Annotated in this window: 20 protein-coding genes and 2 tRNA genes; 16 read left to right on the top strand and 6 right to left on the bottom strand. The window is 56.9% G+C overall.

The annotated features are described in order from the left end of the window. Positions 1-116 precede the first annotated feature (116 nt). From glgA to glgB, 5 genes are all read right to left on the bottom strand, one after another. Positions 117-2,390, bottom strand: a complete 2,274-nt coding sequence (gene glgA, locus I2H81_RS06800; RefSeq protein ID WP_195645003.1) for a glycogen synthase GlgA — start codon at positions 2,388-2,390, stop codon at positions 117-119. Positions 2,391-2,480: 90 nt separating this feature from the next. After that, a complete protein-coding gene (gene glgD / locus I2H81_RS06795) occupies positions 2,481-3,608 on the bottom strand; it encodes a glucose-1-phosphate adenylyltransferase subunit GlgD (protein WP_117735092.1) in 1,128 nt (375 codons plus the stop codon). A gap of 4 nt (positions 3,609-3,612) precedes the next feature. After that, positions 3,613-4,761, bottom strand: a complete 1,149-nt coding sequence (locus tag I2H81_RS06790) for a glucose-1-phosphate adenylyltransferase (protein WP_148331385.1) — start codon at positions 4,759-4,761, stop codon at positions 3,613-3,615. A gap of 106 nt (positions 4,762-4,867) precedes the next feature. Beyond that, positions 4,868-7,294 carry a glycogen/starch/alpha-glucan phosphorylase gene (locus I2H81_RS06785; RefSeq protein WP_195645002.1) on the bottom strand — a complete coding sequence of 809 codons (2,427 nt, stop codon included), beginning with the start codon at positions 7,292-7,294 and terminating at the stop codon, positions 4,868-4,870. 94 nt (positions 7,295-7,388) lie between these two features. Further along, positions 7,389-9,662 carry a 1,4-alpha-glucan branching protein GlgB gene (gene glgB, locus I2H81_RS06780; RefSeq protein ID WP_195645095.1) on the bottom strand — a complete coding sequence of 758 codons (2,274 nt, stop codon included), beginning with the start codon at positions 9,660-9,662 and terminating at the stop codon, positions 7,389-7,391. Positions 9,663-9,993: 331 nt separating this feature from the next. On the opposite strand from glgB, the gene I2H81_RS06775 reads away from it, so the two are divergent. The 6 genes from I2H81_RS06775 to I2H81_RS06750 all read left to right on the top strand — a co-directional run bounded on the left by I2H81_RS06775 (position 9,994) and on the right by I2H81_RS06750 (position 14,925). Then, the gene (locus tag I2H81_RS06775; protein WP_195645001.1) at positions 9,994-10,683 is read left to right on the top strand and encodes an HAD family hydrolase; all 690 of its coding nucleotides are present in this window, start codon (positions 9,994-9,996) and stop codon (positions 10,681-10,683) included. A gap of 9 nt (positions 10,684-10,692) precedes the next feature. Beyond that, positions 10,693-11,334 carry a thiamine diphosphokinase gene (locus I2H81_RS06770; protein WP_195645000.1) on the top strand — a complete coding sequence of 214 codons (642 nt, stop codon included), beginning with the start codon at positions 10,693-10,695 and terminating at the stop codon, positions 11,332-11,334. Positions 11,335-11,404: 70 nt separating this feature from the next. Next, positions 11,405-11,480, top strand: a tRNA-Ala gene (locus I2H81_RS06765). 779 nt (positions 11,481-12,259) lie between these two features. Then, positions 12,260-12,811 carry an antiterminator LoaP gene (gene loaP, locus I2H81_RS06760; RefSeq protein WP_271817520.1) on the top strand — a complete coding sequence of 184 codons (552 nt, stop codon included), beginning with the start codon at positions 12,260-12,262 and terminating at the stop codon, positions 12,809-12,811. 66 nt (positions 12,812-12,877) lie between these two features. Beyond that, positions 12,878-13,627, top strand: coding sequence for a sugar transferase (locus I2H81_RS06755; protein WP_271817521.1), 750 nt, complete (start codon positions 12,878-12,880; stop codon positions 13,625-13,627). 38 nt (positions 13,628-13,665) lie between these two features. Further along, positions 13,666-14,925 (top strand): nucleotide sugar dehydrogenase, encoded by a 1,260-nt coding sequence (locus I2H81_RS06750; protein WP_195644998.1) that lies wholly within the window; start codon positions 13,666-13,668, stop codon positions 14,923-14,925. Between the two features lie 125 nt (positions 14,926-15,050). Here the strand turns inward: I2H81_RS06750 and I2H81_RS06745 are convergent, their stop codons facing one another. Beyond that, positions 15,051-15,494, bottom strand: coding sequence for a hypothetical protein (locus I2H81_RS06745; RefSeq protein ID WP_195644997.1), 444 nt, complete (start codon positions 15,492-15,494; stop codon positions 15,051-15,053). 434 nt (positions 15,495-15,928) lie between these two features. Between I2H81_RS06745 and I2H81_RS06740 the strand changes: the two genes are divergently transcribed. The 10 genes from I2H81_RS06740 to I2H81_RS06695 all read left to right on the top strand — a co-directional run bounded on the left by I2H81_RS06740 (position 15,929) and on the right by I2H81_RS06695 (position 25,254). Then, positions 15,929-16,369, top strand: a complete 441-nt coding sequence (locus I2H81_RS06740) for a restriction endonuclease subunit S (RefSeq protein ID WP_117769675.1) — start codon at positions 15,929-15,931, stop codon at positions 16,367-16,369. A 140-nt stretch (positions 16,370-16,509) separates the two neighbouring features. Then, positions 16,510-17,361 carry a hypothetical protein gene (locus I2H81_RS06735; protein WP_117769676.1) on the top strand — a complete coding sequence of 284 codons (852 nt, stop codon included), beginning with the start codon at positions 16,510-16,512 and terminating at the stop codon, positions 17,359-17,361. 109 nt (positions 17,362-17,470) lie between these two features. After that, positions 17,471-17,863 (top strand): P-loop NTPase family protein, encoded by a 393-nt coding sequence (locus I2H81_RS06730; RefSeq protein ID WP_147332604.1) that lies wholly within the window; start codon positions 17,471-17,473, stop codon positions 17,861-17,863. Between the two features lie 897 nt (positions 17,864-18,760). Continuing rightward, positions 18,761-18,952 (top strand): hypothetical protein, encoded by a 192-nt coding sequence (locus I2H81_RS06725; RefSeq protein ID WP_147357110.1) that lies wholly within the window; start codon positions 18,761-18,763, stop codon positions 18,950-18,952. 705 nt (positions 18,953-19,657) lie between these two features. Beyond that, positions 19,658-20,419, top strand: a complete 762-nt coding sequence (locus I2H81_RS06720; protein WP_195644996.1) for a TIR domain-containing protein — start codon at positions 19,658-19,660, stop codon at positions 20,417-20,419. A gap of 170 nt (positions 20,420-20,589) precedes the next feature. After that, entirely contained in the window at positions 20,590-21,684 is a 1,095-nt protein-coding gene (locus I2H81_RS06715; protein WP_195644995.1) for a hypothetical protein, read from the top strand. Positions 21,685-22,123: 439 nt separating this feature from the next. Continuing rightward, positions 22,124-22,987 carry a hypothetical protein gene (locus I2H81_RS06710; RefSeq protein WP_195644994.1) on the top strand — a complete coding sequence of 288 codons (864 nt, stop codon included), beginning with the start codon at positions 22,124-22,126 and terminating at the stop codon, positions 22,985-22,987. Between the two features lie 125 nt (positions 22,988-23,112). Continuing rightward, positions 23,113-23,895, top strand: a complete 783-nt coding sequence (locus tag I2H81_RS06705) for a dCTP deaminase/dUTPase family protein (protein ID WP_195644993.1) — start codon at positions 23,113-23,115, stop codon at positions 23,893-23,895. Positions 23,896-24,252: 357 nt separating this feature from the next. Beyond that, complete coding sequence (locus I2H81_RS06700) at positions 24,253-25,041, top strand: DUF3825 domain-containing protein (protein WP_195644992.1); 789 nt, start codon at positions 24,253-24,255, stop codon at positions 25,039-25,041. Between the two features lie 138 nt (positions 25,042-25,179). Continuing rightward, positions 25,180-25,254: transfer RNA gene (locus I2H81_RS06695), tRNA-Val, on the top strand. The last annotated feature ends 358 nt before the right edge of the window (positions 25,255-25,612 follow it).

Genomic DNA, 25,612 nt, shown 5'->3' with positions numbered 1-25,612 from the left:
TTTACCATCGGCGAACGGTTGTCCTAGAAAATCGTTTTACCAACTATCTACAGAGAAGGGGCGCCCGGTTGAAGCGCCCCTTGCTTAGCGTTTGATGAGGTTTTGGATCGTCTGGATTAGCGGCGCTTGCGGGTGGCCGTTGCCTTGCGGACGGAGGTCTTCTTGGTCGGAGCCTTTTCCTCGGCCGGAGCGGCGGGGGAGACCGGGGTCTCCTTGGCAGGCTCGGGCTTAACCTTTACCTCGGCCTTGGGCTCCTCTTTGGCGGCAGCGGGCTTGGCCTCGGATGACTTCGGTGCCGGCTTGGCCTTTACTGCGGGCTTGGCCTCGGCCTTAGCTTCCGCCTTGGGAGCAGCAGCCTTGGTCGTGGTCTTCTTGGCCGTCGTAGTTGCGCGCTTGCGCGTGGTGGTCTTGGCGGCTGGCTTGGCCTCGACGGTTGCCTTGGCCTTGGATTCAGCAGGCGTCTCCTCGACTTTGGCGGCCGGCTTTGCGGCGGCCTTCGTCGTAGCAGCCTTGGTCGTCGTCGACTTCGTAGCCGTTGTCTTCTTGGCGGTCGCAGTCGTCTTCTTTGCAGCGGTCTTGGCCGGTGCCTTGACGACGGGCTTGGCCTCGACCTCGGTGGCCTTCTTGGCGGCGGCGGTCGCGCGCTTGCGCGTGATCGTTGCCTTGGCAGCGGTGGCCTTGCTCGCAGCGGTCTTCGTGGTCGTGGTCTTCTTAGCGGTCGTCTTACGGGTCGCGGTCTTCTTAGCTGCGGGCTTTGCAGCAGGCTTGACCTCGACCTCTGCCTCGGGAGCAACTTCAGCCTTCACCTCAGGCTCGGCCTTTGCGGGCTCTGCCTCAACCGGCTTCTCCTCGGCCTTGGGCTCCTCAGCGGCCACCGGCTCAGCAACAGCCTCAGGCTCGTCGACAACCGCCGCCGGCCTCTCAATCTCCGGATGCATAAAGAAGTACAGGTCCAGATACTTATCGGCCGAGCGCGTCCAGCTAAAGTCCTGGCTCATGGCCTGCGTGACCAGCTGGTTCCAGGCATCGCGGTTGTCCCAGAACAGGCGTGCCGCGCGGAACACGGCGTCGCCCATCTCGTCGCCGTTAAAGTTGCTAAACGAGAAGCCCGTGCCCTCGCCGGTAAATTCGTTGTACGGGATCACCGTGTCCTTTAGACCACCAGTCTCGCGAACAATCGGCAGGGTGCCGTAGCGCATGGCGATGATCTGCGACAGGCCGCAGGGCTCAAACTTCGACGGCATCAGGAACATGTCGGCGGCGGCGTACATGCGCTGCGACAGCGCAGGATCGAACTCGATGCGTGCGGCCATGGTGCCGGGGTACTTGTCTTGGAAGTAGCGCAGTCCGTCCTCGTAGTCGCGGTCGCCGGTGCCCAGCACCGCCACCTGCACGCCGCCGGCCAGGATGCGGTCAAGCGCGTACATGACCAGGTCCATGCCCTTCTGGCGCGTCAGGCGCGTGACCATCACCATGAGCGGACGGTCGTCGCGAACCTCGAGCCCCAGCTCTTCCTGCAGCTTGGCCTTGCACACGGCCTTGCCAGAACGGTCCTCCACGGTGTAGCTGGCGGCAATGCGCTTGTCGGTCGCCGGGTCAAAGCCTGTCACGTCAATGCCGTTCAAAATGCCCTGCAGCGCATAGGAGCGCTCGCGCAGCACACCGTCCAGGCCCTCGCCAAACTCGGGCGTCTGGATCTCGTTGGCATATGTGGGGCTCACCGTAGTGATAGCGTCGGCATAGCGCAGGGCGCCCAGCATGTAGTTGATGCTGCAGGCGTCGCAACGCAGCTGCGAGGCGGCCGCCGGAATATGCGCCACGCCCAGGATGTCCTCCATCACGGTGTCGCTAAACTGGCCCTGGAACGCCACGTTGTGGATCGAGAACACGGTCTTGACGCGGTCGTACAGCGGCAGGCCCTGGTAAAACTCGCGCAAAAACACGGGCGCCAGTGCCGTCTGCCAGTCATTGCAGTGCAAGATGTCGCTCTCAAAACCGGCCGGCAGGTGCTGCAGGCTCTCGGTGATGGCCTTGGAGAAGAACGCAAAACGCTCGCCGTCGTCAAAGAAACCGTACGGATAGTCGCGCGCAAAGTAGCGCTCGTTGTCCACGAACATATACGTGACGCCGTCGTGCTCGAGCTTCTCGAGACCGCAGTACTCGTTGCGCCAGCCCAGGCTCACGTAAAAATCGGAGAAGTGCTCCATCTGCGCCTTGTACTCGTCCTTGATGGTGGCGTACTTGGGCACCATCACGATAACTTCGGCGCCGGCGCGCACAAGTGCCGCAGGCAGCGAGCCCGCCACGTCGCCCAAGCCACCGGTCTTCACAAACGGTGCGCACTCGGCCGAGGCAAACACGATCTGCATCTTTTTGCTGGAATCTGCCATATTGTCTCCCATGTTGCAATTCGAGAATAGCCGCCTGGCACAAACCGGGCGGCTATTCTACATGTTACGAGCGATGTTGCGGTACCAACGTTAACGTACGATGGTGGTGTCGGAAGTTAACGGAGCCTTGCCCAGCACCAGGATGTTCTCGGGCGTGCCGCGAAGCTCGGTGTTGGTGGGAACCACGTTGTTCTTGTCCAAGATGGCGTTCTCGACTCGGGCGCCGCTCTTGATGATGCAGCTCTGGTTGATGATCGAGTTGGTCACCGATGCGCCCTCCTCGACCACGACGCCGCGCGACAGGATCGAGTTGCGCACGGTGCCCTTGATGATGCAGCCGGCCGAGATGATCGAGTTGCACGCGTGGCTGCCGGTCGCGTAGCGCGAAGGCGGCACGTCGTGAGCCTTGGTCAGGATCGGGCGCTCGGGATCGAAGAGCTGGTCGGCCACGGTCTGGTCGAGCAGGTCCATGCTGCGGCGATAGAGCGACTTCTCGCTAAACACGCCCACGACCTCGCCCTTGTACTCGTAGCTGCACACGTCGATGTTGCCAAAGTCGCCCTGGAGTGCCTCGAGCAGGTCCAGATAGTCGGCGGCCTGGTAGTGGTCGATGATCTCGAGCAGCGTCTCGCGGTTGACGATGCAGCAGTCCATAGACGCGTTGTCGCCATACACGACGCCGGCACTCACGCCCGTCAGGCGACCGTTCTCGTTAATCTCGAGCTTGGTCTCGTCATCGACGTTGCGCGTGGCCTTACAGTACACCACGGTCATCTGGGCGCCGGAGTTCTCGTGCGCCTCGATGATGGTGTTGAGGTCCATGTTAAAGATGATGTTGGTGCCCATCATCACAACATAGGGCTTGTCCGAGCGCTGGAACAGCGTCTTGTTGGAGATGATGTCGCGCAGCAGGAAGCGCATGCCGCCCTTGGTGGTGCCATACGCGTTGCCGGGCACCATGAACAGGCCGCCCTTCTTGCGGTCCAGGCCCCAGTCCTTGCCCGAGCCCACGTGGTCGATCAGCGAGCGGTAGTTGCCCGGCATGACGACGCCGACGGTCTTGATGCCGGCATTCATCATGTTGGACAGCGGAAAGTCGATCAGGCGGTAGCGGCCCAAAAACGGAACGGACGCGATGGGACGATCCTTGAGCAGCACGCTGCCGTAGGTCGAAGAGTAGTTAGCGGTGATATAACCGATGGCCTTGCGATTGATCATCGGATCATTCCCCCTTCCCGATAACGACGTCATTTCCAACGACGGCCGTATCCTTGGTGGTATCGACAGAGCCGAGCTTCACGCCCTCTTCGACCGTGGAGTTCTCGCCCAAAATAGCGCGGCAGATGTGCGCGCCGCTCTTAACGTGCGCACCCGGCAGCAGCACGGAGTCCTCGACCACGGCGCGCTCCTCGATGATGACATCGGTCGAAAGGATCGAGTGGCGAGCGGTGCCGTAGATCTTGCAGCCGTTGGAGACCAGGCAGTCGTCCAGGCGGCCGTCCGGGCCAATGTAGTGCGGCGGACGCGTGGTGATGTTGGACATGATGGGGAAGTTCTTGTCAAACAGATCGAACTCGGGGTTGTTGCCCAGCAGGTCCATCGAGGTCTCGTGGAAGCTGGCGATGGTGCCGACGTCCTTCCAGAAGCCGTGGAACTCGTAGCTGTACAGGCGCTTGTTCTCGCCGAGCAGCTTGGGGATGATGTCCTTGCCAAAGTCGTGGCTCGAGCGCTGGTCCAGAGCGTCCTCCTCGAGCGCCTCGATCAGCACGTCGGCCGAGAAGATGTAGATGCCCATGGACGCGAGGTTCGAATCGGGCTTATCGGGCTTCTCGGTGAACTTGGTGATGCGGCCGTCCTCGGGGTCGGTGGTCAGGATGCCAAAGCGGCTGGCCTCCTCCCACGGCACGGGCATAACGCTCACCGTGAGGTCGGCGTTGTTCTCAATGTGCGTCTTGAGCATCTTGCGGTAGTCCATGCGATACAGGTGATCGCCCGAAAGAATCAGGACGTACTTGGGGTCGTTGGCCTTGATGTAGTCGAGGTTCTGCGTAATGGCGTCGGCCGTGCCCGCATACCAGGCACCGCCGGTCTGCGTCTCGTACGGCGGCAGGATCGACACGCCGCCGTCGCGGCTGTCCAGATCCCACGCCTCGCCGGAGCCCACATAGGCATGCAGCAGGTAGGGGCGATACTGTGTCAGAACGCCCACCGTGTCGATGCCCGAGTTGGAGCAGTTGGAGAGCGAAAAGTCGATAATGCGGAACTTGCCACCAAAGCTAACCGCCGGCTTGGCGATCTTTTGGGTGAGTGCCCCCAATCGGCTGCCCTGTCCTCCTGCGAGGAGCATCGCGATGCATTCTTTCTTACTCATCGATTTCTCCTTCTGTCATCGATGTTCCTAAACCCATTAGCGACGGGCGCGGCGCTCGGTCGCGCCCGTCGAATAATGCCGTGCGGCAAAGGGAGCTCGCGCGCCTTTATGCGTGCCAGATCTCGTCGCGATACTCGCGAATGGTGCGGTCGCTCGAGAACCAGCCGGAGGAGGCGGTGTTGAGCAGGGCCTTGCGGTTCCAGGTCTCCTGGTCGCCGTAGCTGCCGGTGAGCTTCTCCCAGGCGTCGACGTAGCTGCGGAAGTCGGCCATGACCAGGTCGGGGTCGTTGTTGTTCATGAGCTCGTTGTAGATGCTCTCGAAGTTGCCCGAAAGACCCGCAAAGGTGTTGTCCTTGAGCTCGTCCATCACGCGGCCCAGACGCTCGCGGTCGCCGTTGAGGGTATCCCACGCAAAGTAGCTGTTGGATGCCCAGAGCTGCTCGACCTCGGGAGCGGTCAGGCCAAAGATGGCCTCGTTCTCGCGGCCGGCCAGATCGGCGATCTCGATGTTGGCGCCGTCGAGGGTGCCCAGCGTAATGGCGCCGTTCATCATGAGCTTCATGTTGGACGTGCCCGAGGCCTCCTTGCCGGCCGTGGAGATCTGCTCCGAGATTTCGGCGGCGGGGTAGATGAGCTGGGCGTTGCTTACGCGGAAGTTGGGGATAAAGCAGACCTTCATGACCTCGTTGACGCGGGCATCGTTGTTGATGACGTCGGCCACTGAGTTGATCAGGCGGATGGTCTCCTTGGCGAAGGTGTAGCTCGAGGCAGCCTTGCCGCTAAAGATGAAAGTCGTCGGCGTCACGTGGAAGTTGGGATCGGCGATGCGACGGTTGTAGATGTCCATCACCTTCATGATATTCATGAGCTGGCGCTTGTAGGCGTGGAAGCGCTTTACCTGAACATCGAAGACGGTGTTGGGGTCAATAACCAAGCCGGTCTCGGCCTTAACGTAGGCGGCCAGGCGCTCCTTGTTGGCGCGCTTGGAGGCACCCACGGCCTTCAGAAACTCGGTGTCGTCCTTAAACTCCTTGAGCTTCTCCAGCTCAAAGGCGTCCTTGAGCCAGCCATCGCCAATGGCCTCGGTCACGAGTTTGGCATAGGTGGGGTTGGCCTCGGCAAAGAAGCGACGGTGCGAGATGCCGTTGGTCTTGTTGTTGAACTTTTCGGGCGTCAGGGCATAGAAGTCCTTGAGCACGATGTTCTTGATGATATCGGAGTGGATCTTTGCCACGCCGTTGACGCTGTGGCTGCAGATCACGGACAGGTTGGCCATGCGAATCTCGCCGTCCCACAGGATGGCGGTCTGGCGCAGACGCTCCTGCCAGCCCTCCTGCGTGGTGTCGAACGACTCGTGCCAACGACGGCTGATCTCGTCGATAATCTGGTACACGCGGGGGAGGAGCTTGGAGAACGTGCCGATGGGCCACTTCTCCAGAGCCTCGGGCAGGATGGTGTGGTTGGTGTAGCTCACGACCTGCGTCACAATGTTCCAGGCGTCATCCCACTCGAGCTTCTTCTCGTCGATGAGGATGCGCATGAGCTCGGGGCCGCACATGGCGGGGTGGGTATCGTTGGTGTGGATGGCCACAAACTGCGGCAGCAGCTCCCAGTTCTCGCCGTGCTCCTTCTCAAAGGTGTCGAGCAGGCTGTAGATGCCGGCCGAGACAAACAGGTACTCCTGCTTCAGGCGCAGCAGACGGCCGTGCTCGCCGGCGTCGTTGGGGTAGAGGATGGCGCTGATGGCCTCGGCCTCGGCGCGCTCGGCATCGGCCAGGGCATAGTCGCCGCGGTTGAAGGCCTCCAAGTCAAAGTGCTCCTCGACCGGCTCGGCGGCCCAGACGCGCAGCTTGTTGACGGTCTCGCCGGCATAGCCCACAACGGGGATGTCATAAGGGACGGCCAGGATGTCCTGCGTGTCCACCGTGCGGTAGAACGTGCGGCCGTTCTCCTCAAAGCCCTCGACGTGGCCACCAAACTTGATGGTCACTGCCTTGTCCTGACGGCGGACCTCCCAGGGATAGCCGTGGGTGAGCCACTCGTCGGTGGCCTCGACCTGGCTGCCGTTGACGATCTCCTGCTTAAACAGGCCGTAGCGGTAGCGCATGCCGTTGCCATAGCCGGCAATGCCCTCGGCTGCCATGGAATCCAGGAAGCACGCGGCCAGACGGCCCAGGCCACCGTTGCCCAGAGCCGGATCGGGCTCCTGGTTCTCGATGACGGACAGATCAAAGCCCATGTCGTCGAGCGCCTCGGCGACCATGTCGCGCACGCCAAAGTTGAGCAAGTAGTTGTCGAGCAGGCGGCCGATCAAAAACTCGATCGAGAAGTAGTACACGCGCTTTTTGCCCTCGGCGGTGGCGCGGGCGTCACTCTTGGTGGCAACGGTGCGTGCCTTCTCGGCCACGAGCTTGGCCAGGGCGTTAAAGCGGTCCAGGTCGCTGGCGGCCTCGACGCTCTTGCCGCTAATGCTCATGACGGCATCGCGATAGAGCTCGGTAAACTCCTGCTTGTTGTCGAAGATCTTATTCATACGTTCCTTTCCCCCGGGGATGTTTCTCCCGGAACGGTTATGACTTGTATCCTACGCCCCGTCGGGGCGGGTAATTACAGCTGTAACGGCATTGTTACGCATCCTTGGCAGACGGCTTAACAGAAGCAGACTTTGCCTTGGTAGCGCCCTTTTTGGCAGCCGGCTTCTTGGTCGCGGTAGCCTTAGCAGCGGGCTTTGCGGAAGCCTTGGCCTTGGTCGTCGTGGCCTTCGCCTTGGCCGGCGCCTTCTTAGCGGCCGCGGCCTTGGGCTTCACCGAGGACGTGCGCTTGCGCGTAGCCTTCTTGGTGGCCTCAACTACCGGCGGCTTATAGCTGCTGGGACCGCGGCGCTTAAGCACCACACCTGCCAGGCCGGGCACCTTAATCTCGATAGAGTCCATCTGCCCGTTCCAGGGATAGGGCTCGCTCGAGCAGGTGTAGGGTTCCTCGCCTGCATAGCCGCTGCCGCCAAACTCGGGACGGTCGGAATCGAAGATGACCTCCCAGTCACCCTCGCGCGGCACGCCCACGCGGAAGCTCTCGTAGCTTGCCGGATCAAAGTTGATCAAGATCACCAGGTCGTCATCGACGTCCTCGCCCTGGCGCACAAAGCTCACGATGGACTGCTTGGAGTTGTCCGCGTCGATCCAGGTAAAGCCGTCGTCGGTGTAGCCACGCTCGTACAGGGCGGGCTCGGCGGTGTACAGGTGGTTGAGCGCCTTGATAAACGCCTGATGATGACGGTGGGTCTCGTACTCCTCGTTCAGGAACCACTGGATGGACTCGTAGTAGCGCCACTCAATAAACTGGCCGATCTCGTTGCCCATAAAGTTGAGCTTGGCACCGGGGTGCGTCATTTGATAGAAAGCCAGCGTGCGCAGGCCGGCAAACTGGCGCCACCAGTCGCCCGGCATGCGGCCGATCAGCGAGCACTTGCCGTGCACGACCTCGTCGTGGCTCAGCGGGCAAATAAAGTTCTCGGTAAAGGCGTACATGATGGAGAACGTGAGCAGGCCGTGGTTGCCGGGGCGCCACGGAAAATCGGTCTGCATGTAGTGCAGGGTGTCGTTCATCCAGCCCATGTCCCACTTGTAGTGGAATCCCAGGCCGCCGTCCTGCGGCGGGTAGGTCACGAGCGGCCACGCAGTGGATTCCTCGGCCATCATCATCACGTCGGGGTAGTGAGCCTCCACGGCGCAGTTGACCTGACGGATAAATGCGCTGGCGTCCAAGTCCTCCTCGGTACCGTACTTGTTGAACTTCTTTTGACCCGGATCGTCGATGCCAAAGTTGAGGTACAGCATACTGGACACGCCGTCCATGCGGATGCCGTCAACATGGAAGTTCTCGAGCCAATACAGCACGTTGGAGACCAAGAAGGAGCGGACCTCGCCGCGGGCGAAGTCGAACTTGTGCGTGCCCCAGTTGGGGTGAATCTCGTGCTCAAACAGCATGTGGCCGTTAAAGGTGGCAAGGCCGTGGGAGTCGGCGCAAAAACCGCCGGGCACCCAGTCCATGATCACGCCGATGCCCGCCTCGTGGCACGCATCGATAAAGTGCATGAGCTGCTGCGGGTTGCCGTAGCGCGACGTGGCGGCGTAGTAGCCGGTCGTCTGATAGCCCCAGGAGCCGTCGAAAGGATGCTCCATAAGCGGCATGACCTCGATATGCGTATAGCCCATGTCGCGCACGTAGTCCACGAGCTCCACCGACAGGTCGTCGTAGGTGTAAAACTCGCCGCGCTGCGCGGGGAAGGGATCCATAGGGCCAGGGTAGTTGCCGTACTCGTCCGGCTCGCCCTGCGGCGCATCGCCGTGGCGCTTCCACGATCCGATATGCACCTCGTAGATGTTCAGCGGCTGCGACATGTGGTTGTGGCCGGCGCGGCGCTTGAGCCACGCCGCGTCGTTCCACTGGTATCCATCGAGGGTCCACAGCACGCTCGCGGTACCCGGAGGGCACTCGGCCTTAAAGGCATACGGATCGGCCTTATAGAGCTTTTCGCCCTCGTTGGTCTCGATGAGATATTTATAGAGCTGGCCCTGCTCGGCGCCAGGAATAAAGCCTTCCCAGATAGCGCTCGTATGCACGGGCACCAGCGGGTTGGCTTCCTCATCCCAGTCGTTAAATTCGCCAATGACATGCACGCTCTTTACATCGGGCGCCCAAACGCAAAAGCGCCAGCCGCGCGTACGGTTCTGCGTGTCGGGGTGCGCGCCCATCTTTTCCCAGCTGCGCTCCCACGTGCCGATGCCAAATAGATAGACATCGTCCTTGGTGAGCTCCGGTGCGTGCGGGGCAGCTTTACGGGTTGCGGGCTTTTTAGCCGTTGGCTTTAGCTTTGTATCGCTCACGTTTGATCCCATCATGACGCGGCAGCGTGTTGCCTTGGTGACTAGATGCGAAAGGTCCAAGGCTGCACGAATCGAAGGGACGGCGATAGTTCTATGATTCGTTCCACCTCGCGTGCTCGGTGGAACTTTCGGCAGAAACTACGATAACACCTGTACGTTACTTTTATGAAGGAAAGTGGTTTTAGGGCGACGTTTAATCGGTAAGCGCCATGTTTAGACCACTGGCAGAATTGCCGTGGTAAAACTCTTGACAGTTTTACCAATTAGGGATTCAAGATTGTTAGTCTGACGTTTGGTAAAACGTTTTTAGCAGGATGTTTACCATTTGACATCGAAAGGTTCGTTTATGTCCCAGACCGCCGCCCCCAACGTTGCTTTTATTTTCGATTGCGACGGCACACTGGTTAATAGCACCCCCGTTTGGGCCTATGCCCAGCCCGAGTTATTGCACCGCCACGGAGTTGACGTGACGGTCGACGATTTTGCCCAGTTTGAGCATTTGTCGCTCGAGGATGAGTGTCAGGCATACCACGATACGTGGGGCATTGGCGAGAATGGCGAGGAGCTGTATCGCGAGCTGAGCGAGATTTTGATTGATGGGTACTCCAAGGTGCCGCCGCGCGAGGGGCTGCTTACATTTTTGAAGCAGGCGAAAACGGCGGGCGTTGCCATGTGCGTGGCTACGTCCACGCCGGCCGAGCTGGTTAAGTCTGCGCTTGCGGGCGCCGGGCTCGATGCCTACATGGAGTTTGTGACCACCACGGGCGAGGCGGGACGCTCTAAACAGTTCCCCGATGTGTACGAGTTGGCGCTGCGCCACCTGGAGGAGCGCCATGGGCACCAGTTTGAGCGTGCCTGGGTGTTTGAGGACGCCGTCTTTGGCCTAAAGAGCTCTGGGGTCGCTGGCTTTAAGCGTGTAGGTATCTATGACCCGCACGGCCGCATGAAGCGCGACGATGTACGCGCCAACTGCGATATCTTTATCGGCAGCTATGAGGATCTGGATCTGGATCGCGTGCTTGCGTTTGAGGGATAGGCGAGGACTGTGGCTTGTAAGGTATTAGTGGTCTGCGGCTCGCCCGTGGTGGCGAGCGCGGATCTGTTGCGTAGGCTAGCAGGGGAGTGCGACCACGTTGTCGCCGTGGATCGCGGACTCGATGCGTTGCTGAACGCCGGCCTGGGCTGCGACGTGTATGTGGGGGATACCGATACGGTGAGTGATGCGGGCCGTGCGTTGGTCGATGCCGCCGAATCCTTTGAGGCGGAACGCCACGACCCCTACAAGGACTATACCGATCTGGCGCTGGCGCTCGATTCCGTCCGCCGTCGATGGCCGGGTGCCGAAGTGGTTGCGACCTGCGCCACCGGCGGACGCCCGGATATGGCGCTTTCCGTACTGGGGCTGCTCGCAGGCTACGATGACGCCCCAGTATGGATTGCCGAGGACAAGGTGGTTTCCCGCATCCTTCGCGCAGGCGAATCGTGGACCATCGAAGGCGCCGAAGGCAAGACGTTCTCCATCATCGCCATAGCCCCCGGGACGGTAGTAAGCGAACACGGCCTAGAATGGGAGCTAGACCACAGCCCCCTGGGCTTGTTGGTCGACACGGGCATCAGCAACGTCGTCAGGGGCACGGCCACGATCCAAGTCCACACCGGCACCGCCATAGCTTACCTATATCAATAGGTATTTAGAATCTGACCCAAAAAAGTCCTTGCACGTCGAGTCAACTTCCCCTATAGTATCTCCTCGTCACGGGGGCGTAGCTCAGCTGGGAGAGCGCTTGACTGGCAGTCAAGAGGTCAGGGGTTCGATCCCCCTCGTCTCCACCATCGTGAATGCAAAGGCCTTCGGAATTCCGAAGGCCTTTTTTATGCCAAAATACCTCGCGCCACAAACCCCACCCACACCAACAAAAAGTTGCACAATTTATTTCCCATGTCTGTACATAGTTTGTTAGACAAACGTGATTATCAGTGCAGCTCGCCGTTCCATTTGTGCTTCAGGATCGCCCTTAATCACCGCTCGCACCCCAATATCCTGCGCCAACGTGAACAACATCCAAAAACAACCCCCTTAAGCACGCCAAATGAACGATATGTTGTCCAACACAACCCAAATCAGTTTTGCTAACAGCTTGTGCTAGGATAGCTAACGTTACATGGGTTCAACTGTGCTCACGGCTCCAACATGCCACATAGCGCAGGGTCGATCAGCATCCGGCCGTAACGGCGGTGTTAGAAAAACCACGAGCTCCAATATCGATTGCCATGCACGTTTTGCACTTGTTTTTGCGGCTATTTATAAGTTCGCATTAGAAGGTGCAATAAGTTGTTACGGCAAACCACGGCAGTCCTTCAGCTGTTTGCGTGCGGTCCAGTTTTGTACCCGCTTGACTTGTTCGCACGCAGCCAGCTGGAGTCGCGGTCATTTTTGCGATACACGTCCGCGTCTCTAGCAACTGCACTCATACATACCGTTCACGGTGGGACAGAGCCACGTGCTTGTCTAACTGGGCTCAGGGTTTGAATATGGAGCGCCTCCGCGCACAAGCGCCCTGGCGAAGCCATACCCAAACCCCGTGAGCCACACGTAAGACAGCAAGGGGGTGGTGCTCGTGTGGTATGTGATCCAGGTCATTAACGGTCGCGAAGACGTAATGCGCGAGCGCATCGAGCGTATGGTGCCGGCTGGTACCATGCAGGAGCTCTTTTATCCCCAATTTCAAACCGAGATCAAGGTACACGGCGAATGGGTCAATACGACCAAGCCGCTGTTCCCCGGTTATCTTATCTGCGACACGGCAGATCCCCGTACCGTGCAACAGTATCTGCTTCGCATGGACGACTTTGCCCGGGTGCTATCCCAGGACGGTCAGTTTGTGCCGCTAGCAAAAGAAGAGGTCCAGCTTATTGGCGGCTTTACGCATAGGGGAGACCGCGTTGTGCCCATGAGCGAGGCCCTAAAAAACGGTGATCAGGTTGTAGTGACGGCAGGTCCACTGCTGGGCCACGAAGGCCTTATCAAAACCATTAACAGACGCAAGAGCACTGCTTATTTGGAGCTCGACCTGTGCGGCAGACACGTAACCACTCGTGTTGGCCTCGCGGTGCTTTCGGTCGAGCAGCGTGTGATGCGAAACCTTAAAAAGGCGATCGCCTAGCTGCGGGCTGTCGCTATGCAGAACAGGGAGGATCCCCGACCCTGGGATGAAGTGTTGGAAGAGAACGTGTCGGATAAACCTCAATATGCAACGGATGCGCCCGCGGGGGCGGCGCTCATCGCTCAGGCCATGGAACGGCGTGAGGGCGCCGGTCGCTACAAGGCCATGCAATCCATCATGGACTGGGATCGCTCGCGCCTGGCCTACCGTGCCGTTAAGCGCGCGTTCGACATCGTATTCAGCAGTGTCGCGCTTGTCGCTATCGCGATCCCAAGCCTAATTCTCGCCGCGGCCATCCGGTTGGAGAGCGAGGGCAGCCCCTTCTACAGCCAGATCCGTGTGGGCCAGACCCGCCTCGACGGCAGCCTGTCCACCTTCCGCATGTGGAAGTTCCGCTCCATGTACAAGGACGCCGACGAGCGTCTCGCCGAGCTCAAGGGGCTGAACGAGATCGCCGGCGCCATGTTCAAGATGAGGGACGACCCCCGCGTCACCAGGATCGGTAGGTTCATCCGTAAGCACTCCATCGACGAGTTCCCGCAGTTCCTGAACGTGTTCCTGGGCCAGATGTCCGTGGTAGGCCCGCGCCCGCCGCTGCCCAACGAGGTCGCTGAGTACACCGAGTACGACCTGCAGAGGCTAGCAGTGAAGCCAGGTATTACGGGGCTCTGGCAGGTGACGGAGCGAAACTCCACCGGGTTCGACGGCATGGTCCGCCGTGATCTCGAGTACATAGCCAAGCGCGGAATCGTCATGGACCTCAAGATCGTCCTCCTCACGGTTCTGGAGGTCTTCAACGGAAGCGATGCGTACTAATGCCTAACTTTAATACCCGATTCGAATCGGAGAAGAAAATGAAGATTGCCGTCGCCGGAACCGGCTACGTCGGCCTGTCCCTCGCCGTCCTGCTTTCGCAGCACAACGAGGTGCACGCGCTGGACATCGTGCCCGAGAAGGTCGAGAAGATCAACAGCTACGTATCGCCCATCCAGGACGACGAGATCGAGCGCTTCCTGGCGGAGGCCAAGGCGGGGGAGCGGCAGCTCGACCTGCGCGCCACCGTGGACGTGGCCGAGGCCTATGCGGGCGCCGACTACGCCGTCATCGCCACGCCCACCAACTACGACTCGGACAGGAACTTCTTCGACACGAGCTCCGTCGAGGCCGCCATCGCCGCCGTGCGCTCGGTGAACCCGGACGCCTGGATTGTCATCAAGTCGACCATCCCCGTCGGCTACACCGCGGGCCTTCGCGAGAGGCTGGGCGATTCCAAGATCTTCTTCAGCCCGGAGTTCCTGCGTGAGAGCAAAGCTCTTTACGACAACCTGCATCCCAGCCGCATCGTGGTAGGCGCGCCCAAGGACGACCCAGAGGCCGTCGCGGCCGCCGAGAAGTTCGCCGGCCTGCTCGCGCAGGGCGCCGACCCCGCCGAGCTCGATCGCGTCAACGCCGACGGCTCGAAGGGCATCCCCGAGCTCGTGCTGGGCACCACCGAGGCCGAGGCCGTCAAGCTCTTCGCCAACACATACCTGGCGCTGCGTGTGGCCTACTTCAACGAGCTCGACACCTACTGCGAGGTCCGCGGCCTCAACACCCGCGATGTCATCGACGGCGTCTGCCTGGAGCCGCGCATCGGCAGCCACTACAACAACCCCAGCTTCGGCTACGGCGGCTACTGCCTGCCCAAGGACACCAAGCAGCTGCTGGCCAACTACAGGGACGTGCCGCAGAACCTGATCGAGGCCATCGTGGAGGCCAACCGCACCCGCAAGGACTTCGTGGCCGACGAGGTGCTGCAGATGGTGTGGGACCGCGTGTACGCCGGCAAGGAGAAGCCGGTCGTGGGCGTCTACCGCCTGACGATGAAGTCCAACTCCGACAACTTCCGCGCGAGCTCCATCCAGGGCGTCATGAAGCGCGTGAAGTCCAAGGGCGTGCCCGTGGTGGTCTACGAGCCCACGCTGGACGCGCCGGAGTTCTTCGGCTTCGAGGTCACCCACAATTTGGAGGCCTTCAAGGCCGGCTGCGACATGATCGTTGCCAACCGTTGGAGCGACGAGCTCGCGGACGTGTCGGACAAGGCGTACACGAGGGACCTGTTTAAACGGGACTAGGGGAGAGGGCGGAACCAGGCTGATCCGCTTCAATCATTCGCTATTTTAACCGCGTCGAGGGCGGGGGTGTTCGGCATTAGCCGATACACCCCCGCCCTTCATTGTTCTTCGCAGGTAAAATTCGCCTAATTCGAGCGATCGCTCAACGTGATTCGTGCCTTGAAACCGGCTCCATATTCTCCCGCCCGTGCCTGGTCATCCAACTTGAAGCCGATGTTATACAGCTTCCCCGACTTCGTCTTCCGAACCAGGCCATGCTCCAACATGAATGCGACAACGCGGCGATGTGCTTCGACGTCGTCCAAGTTCAGGTAGAAGCAGGCGACGCCTCTGCCGTTCTCGATAACGGACTCGAATGAGCTGTGCTTGCATTCCGCGACGACCATTCCGAGGGCCGCCTTGCGGCAGACTTCCTCCGCGAACTCGATATCGTTGAAGTAGAACATCCATTTCCCGCACCTGCTCTCGTCTAGCGCAGGTGCCAGCTCGGTGTCGATGTAGAACAAACACCATGGGTTGTCCACCCTGACGATTCGGCCGTCTTCGCTCAGCATCGTCTTCTCTTCCATCCATGCCTCATATGGTTTGAGGGTGCTTTCGTAGTACGCGATTGTTCTCGGAGAGCACCCCTCAACTTCCTTGTCGGTAAGGAAGAGACCGAGTAGACTCGAGTTGCTGGGCACGCTGCTTTCGGCATGGCTACACATAGTGCTTTCGAGCACTGCTTTTAAGATTGCTTTATCTGCAGATAGTCTAGAACCGGCTACATCTGTGTTAGAACCATATTGATCATCGCTTCCACCGGGGGCTCCTTTCCCCTTGGTTCGATGGAAACAATTCTGAAGTGCAGGCCTATGTTCCGGTAAATGATTATTTAGCTGAACTCGGAGAAGCCCTTTTTGCTCAAACAATTGAAGAGAACAAGCGAGAAAATCATTACCGTTCAGTCGAGTCATTCTGCGAAGTCAAGGGCGGTTAGAGGCTCCCTAAAGGTTCAGAGCTAATTGCAGAGGCAAACTCTCATCCATATATTCGAGTCCGCGACTTAAACAACGCTTCTGTTCTCTTACTCACTTCGGAAATGCTATATATCGACGATGAAACACGATCTAATATTTCGCGCTACGTTGTCAACACTGGCGATCTAATTGTTTCCGTTGTCGGAACGATTGGCCTTACGGCGTATATCGGAAAAACGCTCGATGAGGCAAACCTCACAGAGAATTGCAACAAACTTACTTCGTTTAAAGGCGACTTTGCGGCGTGGTCGTATTTCTTTCTTCGTAGCTCAATGGGCATGGAAGCTATTAGGCTTGGAACTGTTGGTGCCGTTCAGACCAAGCTTGCATTAAAAAACATTAAGTCGATGAACGTCCCGTTTGCTCCAGCTTGTGCAATAGAAAGAACGACTTCGACGCTCAATGGTATTCTTGAGCTCATATAGGCTAATATACTCAAGTCGTAGGCTCTTGGCGAACTGCGTGACGCATTGCTTCCCAAACTCATGTAGGGCGAAATCGACGTCTCTCAGTTTGGCGCTGTTCGGATGGATTAGGTATAGAGCGCTATGGCAGGGGGGCGAAGATGATGATTGTTGTAAATGAATCGGCTGCTGCTTCATATCTATACCTAATGGGATTAACCATAGACGAAGAGCTGCCGCTTACGCAACACCTCTCTCTATTGCCGGCCACGTGCAAGGCCTCGCCGGACGACATGATAAATTCTGTGATGAAATATGGCAGCGGAGATGAGACCGATTTAGGTGTCTTGATTGCCGTCCTTAGGAAAACTACAGCTCAGTTGCGCGTTGTTGGAGAGGGCAAAGAGCTTGCAGTTCGAGTTTGGAATGCCCAATCTGCAATAGTTCTATTGTCCGCGCTTTTGAATTGCGAATTGTATTGGCATGTTCAGAGCGATTCGCGGACAGAAGATTTTTCGCCATGCTCGGCAATCAATGTTGTTCTTTCTACAAGGTTGTTCATTCCAAGAAAATTGAAAGTGATCAACGATTCAGAGAAGCAGTGGATAAGACAGCATTATCGGGACGCATGGGAACTGTTTGATAAAAACACGCGATTTGAGACCGCGGTGAATTCCTTGTGGAGCTACAAGCAATCGCTTCGACCTTCAGTTCAAATGGCGATTATATGGGCTGGGATTGAGTCATTGTTTGGAGTCCGGAGCGAACTTGTTTTTCGTGTCAGTACTCTCGCAGCTTTGTTTCTTGGAGGAGGCAAGCAAAAACAGCAAGAAATAAAGAAACTATATAGAGCAAGGTCAGAAGCCGTTCATGAGGGAAAACAACCTTCTGAGTCTTGTGTTTCCGATTCTGCAAAATTATTGCAAGCGCTAATCTTGGAATGCGTCGAACGGGGCTGTTTACCAAATGAGGACGGTTTGCTTTTCGGATTCGAAGAAGGATCGGCTAAATAATCATTTATCGCCCTACGAGTATTTGCAGATGAGACACCGATGCGTTTCAGTTGCATTGCATAGACAAGATAACGAAAAAGCAGCAAATCAAGAATGGCGATTCGCAAACATGGTTTATCCGGAGTTTTCACCAACCGCATCTTTGCGCGCCGCCTCAAATGAAACCCATAATGGAGTTTGGGCCATTCCAGAGTCACTTGCGCAAAGGTATTGCGAGTTTTTGGATCCAGTGATTTTGAGACGTAGCGTCGCCACTCAGACCGCGAACGCTTCATCGATCTGCAACTTCGGCAAAGCAAAAGGCCGAACATATGACCATGTTTTGATTTATCCAGTTGCCGATATGGCCTCTTGGTTGCAAGATGCCTCGACGGATCTGAAGCCGCAGACACGCTCCAAGCTCTATGTTGCAATTACTAGGGCGAGGTTCAGCGCTGGCTTCGTGGTTGCTGACAATAAAATAAATGAGCTTCCAGACACGCTAAGCGTCTGGAAGCCATAAATCAATCACGTGTTTGTTTGTCAGCAAAAGCGGATCCCTACGTGAACCTAAAGACGGCCTTGATCAGCCATCCGTTGAACCTGGAGATGCACTTACCAGTCAACTTCATCCATATCACCCCAATCCTCTGAAACAACTCTCATGTCACCCTTCTCTGGCTGCGTCTCGGTTGCGCCCAGCGCCTATTTGGCTACTTCCGCTTGTATCCTGAGTAATAACCTCCGCTGCTGCAACCAAGGTGGCGAATTGCTGCCTTTGCCATATGGATCTGTATGTAAGTGCTTCGAGGTGATGATGCCGATCTCACTTCAATTCATGGACGCATCGAAATAATAGGGCGGAGTCGCTCTCTCGATCCCGCCTCGCAAACCCGAATAGTTCTGACTTTCCCGTTATCCGGAACATCTGGGGAAGTTCGCGTCCCAGTCCGGAAAACCCAATGCCTGAAACGACGATGCCAAGGGGTTACTCGGTCAGCTTCTTGCATCCGTGCCAGGTCAAGGGAAGGGGCAGCCTGTAGAACGAGGTTGGCTCCATAGGGATCTCCTCGAGCCTTCCGTTGCCCCGCCGAACCCATGAAGTTCCGCTTGCGTCGGTGAAAGCCGTTTCGGGTGCCGTGCGTACTCCCATTCCGTGCCCTTCCGTCGGGAGCCATATGCACCATGCTCCAGGAGGAAGCGTGCCGACGCAGACGCGGTTGGGATAAGCGGGGCGGTTATCCTCACCTTTGAAAGAGGGGCCGGCCCCGCTAATCCCGACGCAGGTGACGATTACGTCGTAGACGGGGGACTCGCTTTCGTTTCGAAGCACGACGAATTGCCAGACGAACCGATTGTCCTCGGGCTGATCAGTTCGGTTTCGATCCCCTTCGTACCATGCCGATATGCGGGATGGCTGATGCCGCTTGATGTCGTCCTCCCTGTTCCTTTTGCTCTGGCTGCCTTGCCAGAATGCGACAATCAAGGCCACCAAGGTAACGAGTCCGATGAATGCTTGGACAATCAGATTGGCGATGTCTATATCGATGCCAAAAATCATTGGATGGTCACCGGCTCAGCGTCGTGGGGCGATAATTCTAACTCCGAATAATACGGCTTGATCGATGGTCGACGTTACGTAAACGTCAAAATGGGTTTGTCTTAACAGCCTTATTTTCTTAAGACAAACTTGCCGCAACGCCAATTCAAAGAGTTTGCCGTGACGCAGACAGATGCAGTTGGTTGCTGAAAAGCGTGGTTATTTGGGCAGGATTCGCTTCAAAACGCCCGTCGATTATTACGATCTAATGCAGCCTGTAGGGTGGATGTACTTCGATAAGCAGTAGTCGACATGCTCTGGTTTTGAACGAAAAGTCCCAGAGACAATCGATAACGATTCTTCTTTGATGATGCGAGCGGCGCTACCATTAGCAGCGCCGCTTGTTTTCCGCTCGCAGATAGATCCCGCCATGTTGACCACCGAATGCATCTTGACCGACGTGCTCGTACTCCTATTCGGGCACAGAAATTGGAGGCGCGGCCCCCAGCGTCTACTCAGCGAAATTCGTTAAGAAAGCTGACATCGAACACTGTGAACTCCGTCATCGAATCGAATCTCATTGACTGGGATGCGTTCATTAATGATGACTTTGATGCCTATTTCAAAGCTCGCGTCATGGCTTTGCTGGACGCTATTGAGTTCGCACTGGGCAAGTCCATCTCCGATAGGGGCACCGAGGAAACAGTAAAGAGATTTGGCCGCTCATTGGAATAAGATGCTTCTTAGCTCCGTTATTGGTTATAGAAAGAAGGCTTAATGTCTGATTTTGAAATTTTGCAGCAGTCGTGCGAAACAGCAGACGAACTTTCAAAGAAATACATCAGCTCTAGTTCGCCTGACTTTAAAGCATGGAAGACAAGGGCGGACAGGCTTTTAATTAGGCGATTTGGAAAAGACAGCTACGAATTTAAAAGCTTTAACAAAATCAGCTACTCGTTGTCTTTCTTCACCTCCGGTACGCCCGACTCGGCTTTCGTTGAAGCCTGTGCGGACGGCCTGCGCAGTGCAAAAGCTGTGCTGGAGACATACCTTGATGAGTTTTCAGACGAAGGGGAAACCGGATCGACTGCAAATGTTGGAGATTATTCGAAGGTATTTATCGTTCATGGTCACAACGGAGAGCTTAGAGAAAGGGTCGCGAGAATCATCGAAAGGCAGGGCCTGACGGCGGTTGTCCTAAACGAGCAGTCAAATCAGGGCAAGACAATCATCGAAAAGCTGGAAATTGAAGGCGATGCAGCAGGAGCGGTATGCCTTTTTACGGCGGACGACGAAGGAAGAGCCCAGGCAGAACAGTCGGAAAAGCCCAGGGCTAGACAAAATGTTGTATTTGAAGCCGGATACTTTATTGGTCGGCTTGGCAGGGAAAACGTTGCAATTCTTGTTGACAAAGGTATCGAGATTCCCTCCGATCTACAGGGCGTCGTTTATACCGGAACAGACAGTTGGGAGTTCGGCCTCTTGAAAGAACTCAAGTCCATGGGATATTCCATCGACTTTAATAAGATGGATATCTAATCCGTTGATCCCTCCTTTCACCGACTGGCAAAACGATTTACACCTAATTGTGGACATTGCCCACACGATTTCTCTTTGCTCCCGCATTGATCTCGCTAAACTATAAATTGCTGCTACCAGGGCATTTTCTGGTGCACATTCTATTGGCTCCTGCGAAGATCGGAGCAGGTATGTTTGCTGCCGAATCCCACGCCAGCCGTCATTACATTCCGATTGTTGCCATGGCCTGCCTATGCGTTTTGCTGGGCGGGCCTTCTTATGCCGCTGGCGCGGAGAGCCTCATCATCGCGGGCGCGACGTACTACGAGCCGGGCGTGTCGGGCCCCGGCTGGGTCTGGACCGATGCCGACCACCTGGAGCTTAATGGCTACGCGGGCGAGGCCATCGGCGCCGAGGGCGACCTGGTGCTGACGCTTGCCGGGCAGAACTCCGTGACGGAGTCGCATGCGCCCGATGCGGACATCACGCTGTGCGGCATGGAGGTGTGGGGCAACCTGACGCTTCGCGGCACCGGGACCCTGACGGCGACGGGCTCGCAGTGCGGGATCCACGTGTCGCAGGCGCTCGTGGTTGACGGCTGCACCGTCGATGCGCGGGCAGACGGGGCCGATATTACAAACGAGGCGGTCGCCGGCGTGATTGCCGGCGACATGGCCGTGCGCGGCGGCGGGCGCGTCGTTGCCGCGGGCGCCGGGTCCGGAGCGGGCGTGCGGGCTTATGGCGTGTTTCTGCAGGACGCGGGCCTTAGCGCTGGTGTGGACGGCTGCCGGCTTTCCGTCGACGCCTCGTGGCTTGATGCGGCCGGTGCCGACGGCGGTGTTGCGTGCACGGTCGGGTCGCTTGTGTCCGCACGGTTTGTGACGCCTGCTGGTGGGGTCTTTGGTGCTAGTGGCGTGGTGGATGCCTCCGGTGCAGTGGCACCGCATGTAGTGATTGAGCCCGAGGGCGCTACGCCTCCGGCGGGGGAGACTGACGGGGGCGATGTACCTGGCGATAGCGCGGACAAGTCTCCCGCCGATGTAAGCCCCGCTGCTGGAGAGCCCACCACAGGGCCCACGACAAATCCAGCGCTGAAACCCGCGGCCACGACAACCAAGACAACAACGGCAGCAACCAAGACCACGGTCGCCAAGACGGTCAAGCCCAAGCCTGCCAACGCAACAACTGCGGCACTCCCCAAGACCGGCGACAACAACTGGGTCGTCGCCTCTGTGGCGCTTTTCCTACTGGGGACTGTGCTCCTGACTGCCGCATATCGCTGCTGAAATAGCTTCCATTTGGAAGAAAGGGACATCCACAAGAATAGCTATCTGCTTATTTGTCTTTAGGCAACCAATTATCGAAGGCGGGGTCCATGCGGACGCAACCATGGGCTAAATCATGACAACGAGACCCGGATTAATATACGCGAGAAAAGAATTAACAATAAAGTGGGGCAGACCACAAGCAGCAATAAGGGCACCGGGACCTATGTAGGCTCCGGTGCCCAAGCACAATATCGGCAGTACACGGAGTTTCGCAATACGGCGATCATGGTCGGGCACAAGGCGGATTTAGATTCGCTGAGTTCATTTTTAGTGCGAGCAGTATGGTCTAACTCCTCTTTTGCGTATATCCGGCTGCTGTGGTCGAGGTCTATGTCCCATGCGTAGAATTACTTGGTATATAGAATTGCAACACCATTAAGTATTGTGGGAGATTCTTGTGAAGTGGAACGAATTAGCTGAATTAATATGCGCGGCTGCCTCTTTAGCATTGGCGTTTGCAGTCGCCGTTGTACAGTATTGCCAGAGCAAGCGCATGGAAGAATTCGAACGTCGTCAGGACGAAAGAGACGAACGCAGACACGCCGAAGGGAATAGGGCACAGGCGGTTGAGTTTATCTCGAGGTACTACTCTGACAGAGGCTTAATCCCGCTTTGCGCCGTCGCGGCTATGCACAACGATCTCTTCTACTATTCGCGCGAGATGTACCGGAACTTCTGTTGTCTCGTGCCAGAGGTACAGAATCTAATTCTCGAGTATTGTAATCTTGACCTGCGAGTGCGAAAAGAGAATGATCTGTTTAATCGTTGTATCGCCGCCGCCGAAAACGCCCTCTGCGATCGCTTCCCAAAAGATGAAACGGTTTTCTATGACGACGGGAAATACGTCCTACGCAGCCTCGACAGGTACGCAAGGGAGAAAATGCCAACCGTGCGAATCGATTGTCCTCTAAAGTGCTTGGACGCTTCCTGCCTTCCCTCTGATGGCTATTCTTCCGAGTACGATCGACCTATAGCTAACATCCTTTCCAGGGATTTTGAGTCGCAGGACTCTTCCGCCACTCCTATATCCGATCTAGAAAAGACGTATTGCTTCAAAACGAGCACCGAGATTGAGGCCTGCCGGTTCGCAACGACGCTCGCGTTCTATGTAGCAACGTTACATTCAAATGGCAAGGTCGACGATAGAGACTATGGTTGCCCAGGTGGTTTCGAAGACGAAAGAATCGAGACCATGGAAGACCTATTTCTTCTTGCTGTCTTTCAGATGTATACCAGGTTTCTACTTCCGGACGAGGAATAGGAACCGCAACCGCGCGCCCGAGCGTTAAATATATGTTCAACCTTCTTCCCCTATGTCCCCTTTTGGGGACAACGGTTAACGGAATACCTCAGTGCTATACTCGTTGTCCTAAGGAAGTGGTTCATATGTACTTGAGCGATACTAAGATTCAGGAGCTCATCGACAACAAGGTGCTGCTCAACGCCGATGCTTCGAACATCGGCCAGGTTACGTATGACTTGCGCACCGACGGATTCTACATTAATGAAAGCAAGCAGTTCGAGGTCGAGCTTGGCCCCGGAGACTCGACTTTTGTCTCTTGCGTTGAATGTGTCGCGCTACCCAACAATCTGACTGCTAGCGTACTTCTGCGCAATTCGCGCATTCGCCAGGGGCTTTCTTTGGATGCACCGCTCTATTTCCCTGGCCATGGAACTAGGCTGTTCTATCGTGTTACAAACGTAAGCGGCAGTACCATTACCCTCGATAAGTCTAAGGGTATCGCGCAGGTCGCATTCCAGCACGTCGAAGGCACGGTTGCCCATCCTTACCATGGAGCCTTTTCCGATGAGCTTAACTTTAATGGGCTCGCCGACTATTCTGACGTCTATGCCGGAGAGCTCAAAAAGGTTGAAGACAAAAAGGAAGAAGTTGCCAATATCGAATCTCGTATTTACGGTAATGTGCTGGCACTCTTTGCCATCTTCGCCGCGATCTTTACGCTCGTGAACGTTAATGCCGGAGGGATCTCTTCCGATATTACAACCGTCCGTTTCGTTGCGCTTGACCTGCTGATTATCGGCGGATTTCTGGTCCTTGCGTCTGCAATCGAGGCTTTTCTTGTTAAGGACAAAGAGAAGAAGGCGCGGCTTCCGCTCGGGATAGGTGTCACGTGCATTGTCGTTGCTGTTGTCCTTGCATTGCTCTAAGTACTTAGAGGATTAGGGGAAAGCAATATAGGTTCTGAGACGGGGTGCCTCGGCGTTTGCCGCGGCACCCCTGCTTGTTGATCGGACTTTCATTTTTCAAATTACATGGCCGCCATAGCAGCCCCAAGACATCTGCTATTTAAAACGCATGTCGCGAAAGCGTAAAACCGGGGTCTGGTCGACAGATCTCGGTTTTTCCCGCACTACGCCTGGATCCAGGACCTCGTATCCGGAAGCCGCTCCCGCGACGAGCTCGTCAAAGAGCTAAGGCGCAATTGCGTTGTTCGCGCCGGCGACCAGTCGCACGTATAAAATCTAAGCATCCGCACGCCAACTATAAAATGGATTGGACGCCACATGGAACTCCCTAGCACCCTGTGCAGCAATGTCTACGACTTTGCGTTTTGCCCCGAGCCCTGCTACGACCGCCTTGTCGACCTCGCCGATCCCGAGGACTGGGGTCCCAGTAACCGCATCCTCAAAAACTACCTGTCGTTCTCGTTTAGCCGCGCGGTGTTCCTGACCGAGCGCGACGTAGACCAGACCGCGCCGTCCAACCTGCCGTTGGTGTTCGACGACGATCGCTGCCTATTCAACACCGGCCTGTACACGCGCCGCTACGAGACCATCTACGGCCTGTTTGAGCCCAATACCAAGCCCGACGCGCGCCAGCGCTGGTTTTTGAAGGGCTTCTTTAAGGAGAGCGACCCCATGCTGGTCTCGTTTGAGTACCTGCCGTGCCGCGTGCGCTTTGCCGAGGACCCCTCCGAGCTGGTCTTTGACTACCGCCTGCCCATCCGTTCCAACATCGACCACATTCTGGGCGATGAGGAGAACCTTACGCGTATTCCTGCCAGCCTGATGGGGGAGGGCAACTCGCTGCTGTTGCGCCGCGCCTTTGAGGGCGCCGTCGTCGAGGCCGCCCGCCGCGCCGCCGCCAACTACACGCTTGCCGTGCCGCAGTTCTACGGCGGCCGGATCCAGCTGCTGCTGCCGCTGTGCCTAACCGGCGACAAGCCCGAGCTGGCGCTGACCATCCAGCGCGAGGACGGTTTCTACGCCGCGCGCACCTGCCTCACACTCGACATGGCTTACAACAACGCGCGACTGATCTGCCGTCCCGAGACATCGTGGATTAAGCGCTAAATGGTGGTTAAGCTGCTGGTTTACCGATTGCTTTGGTTGCTTTGGCTTGGCTAGTACTCACGAATTTAAAATCGAGGGCAAAAAGTTCTTGGTAAACCACGCGCGGCTATGATAGTATCTCTTTTGCCGAAAGGCGACGGGCGATTGGCTCAGGGGTAGAGCATATCCTTCACACGGATGGGGTCACAAGTTCGAATCTTGTATCGCCCACCATCAAAAGTACAGGTCAGAGGTGTTAAGCCTCTGGCCTTTTTCTTTTTGACACCAAGGGTAACACCAAAGCAAATCGTAGTCGTCTAAGGCGTCGTTTTTTCTCGCACCCTTTTTGCTGACGTCATTGCTCGTTTTATATAAAACGCATGCGTAATTTACATAATTAAATTAAAGGCGTTAATGAGGGATTACACCAATATTACGAAATAGAGCAGACAACAGATTTGTGGTCTTTCAACTCGGGTAGAGTGCAAGAAAAAATGGGAGTAAATAAAAAGAAAAGGCTCTGTTAGACCAGGATTGACATTCCGCCCCGTCATCTTCTTGCGATTGCACAATGGTCGCCCCTTGTCGAATC

Origin of the sequence: Collinsella aerofaciens, from assembly GCF_015561195.1 — a bacterium.
Classification (GTDB): Bacteria; Actinomycetota; Coriobacteriia; order Coriobacteriales; family Coriobacteriaceae; genus Collinsella; species Collinsella aerofaciens_AC.
The sequence above is the reverse complement of the archived record's forward strand: the minus strand, read 5'-3'. Positions and strand labels throughout refer to the sequence as shown.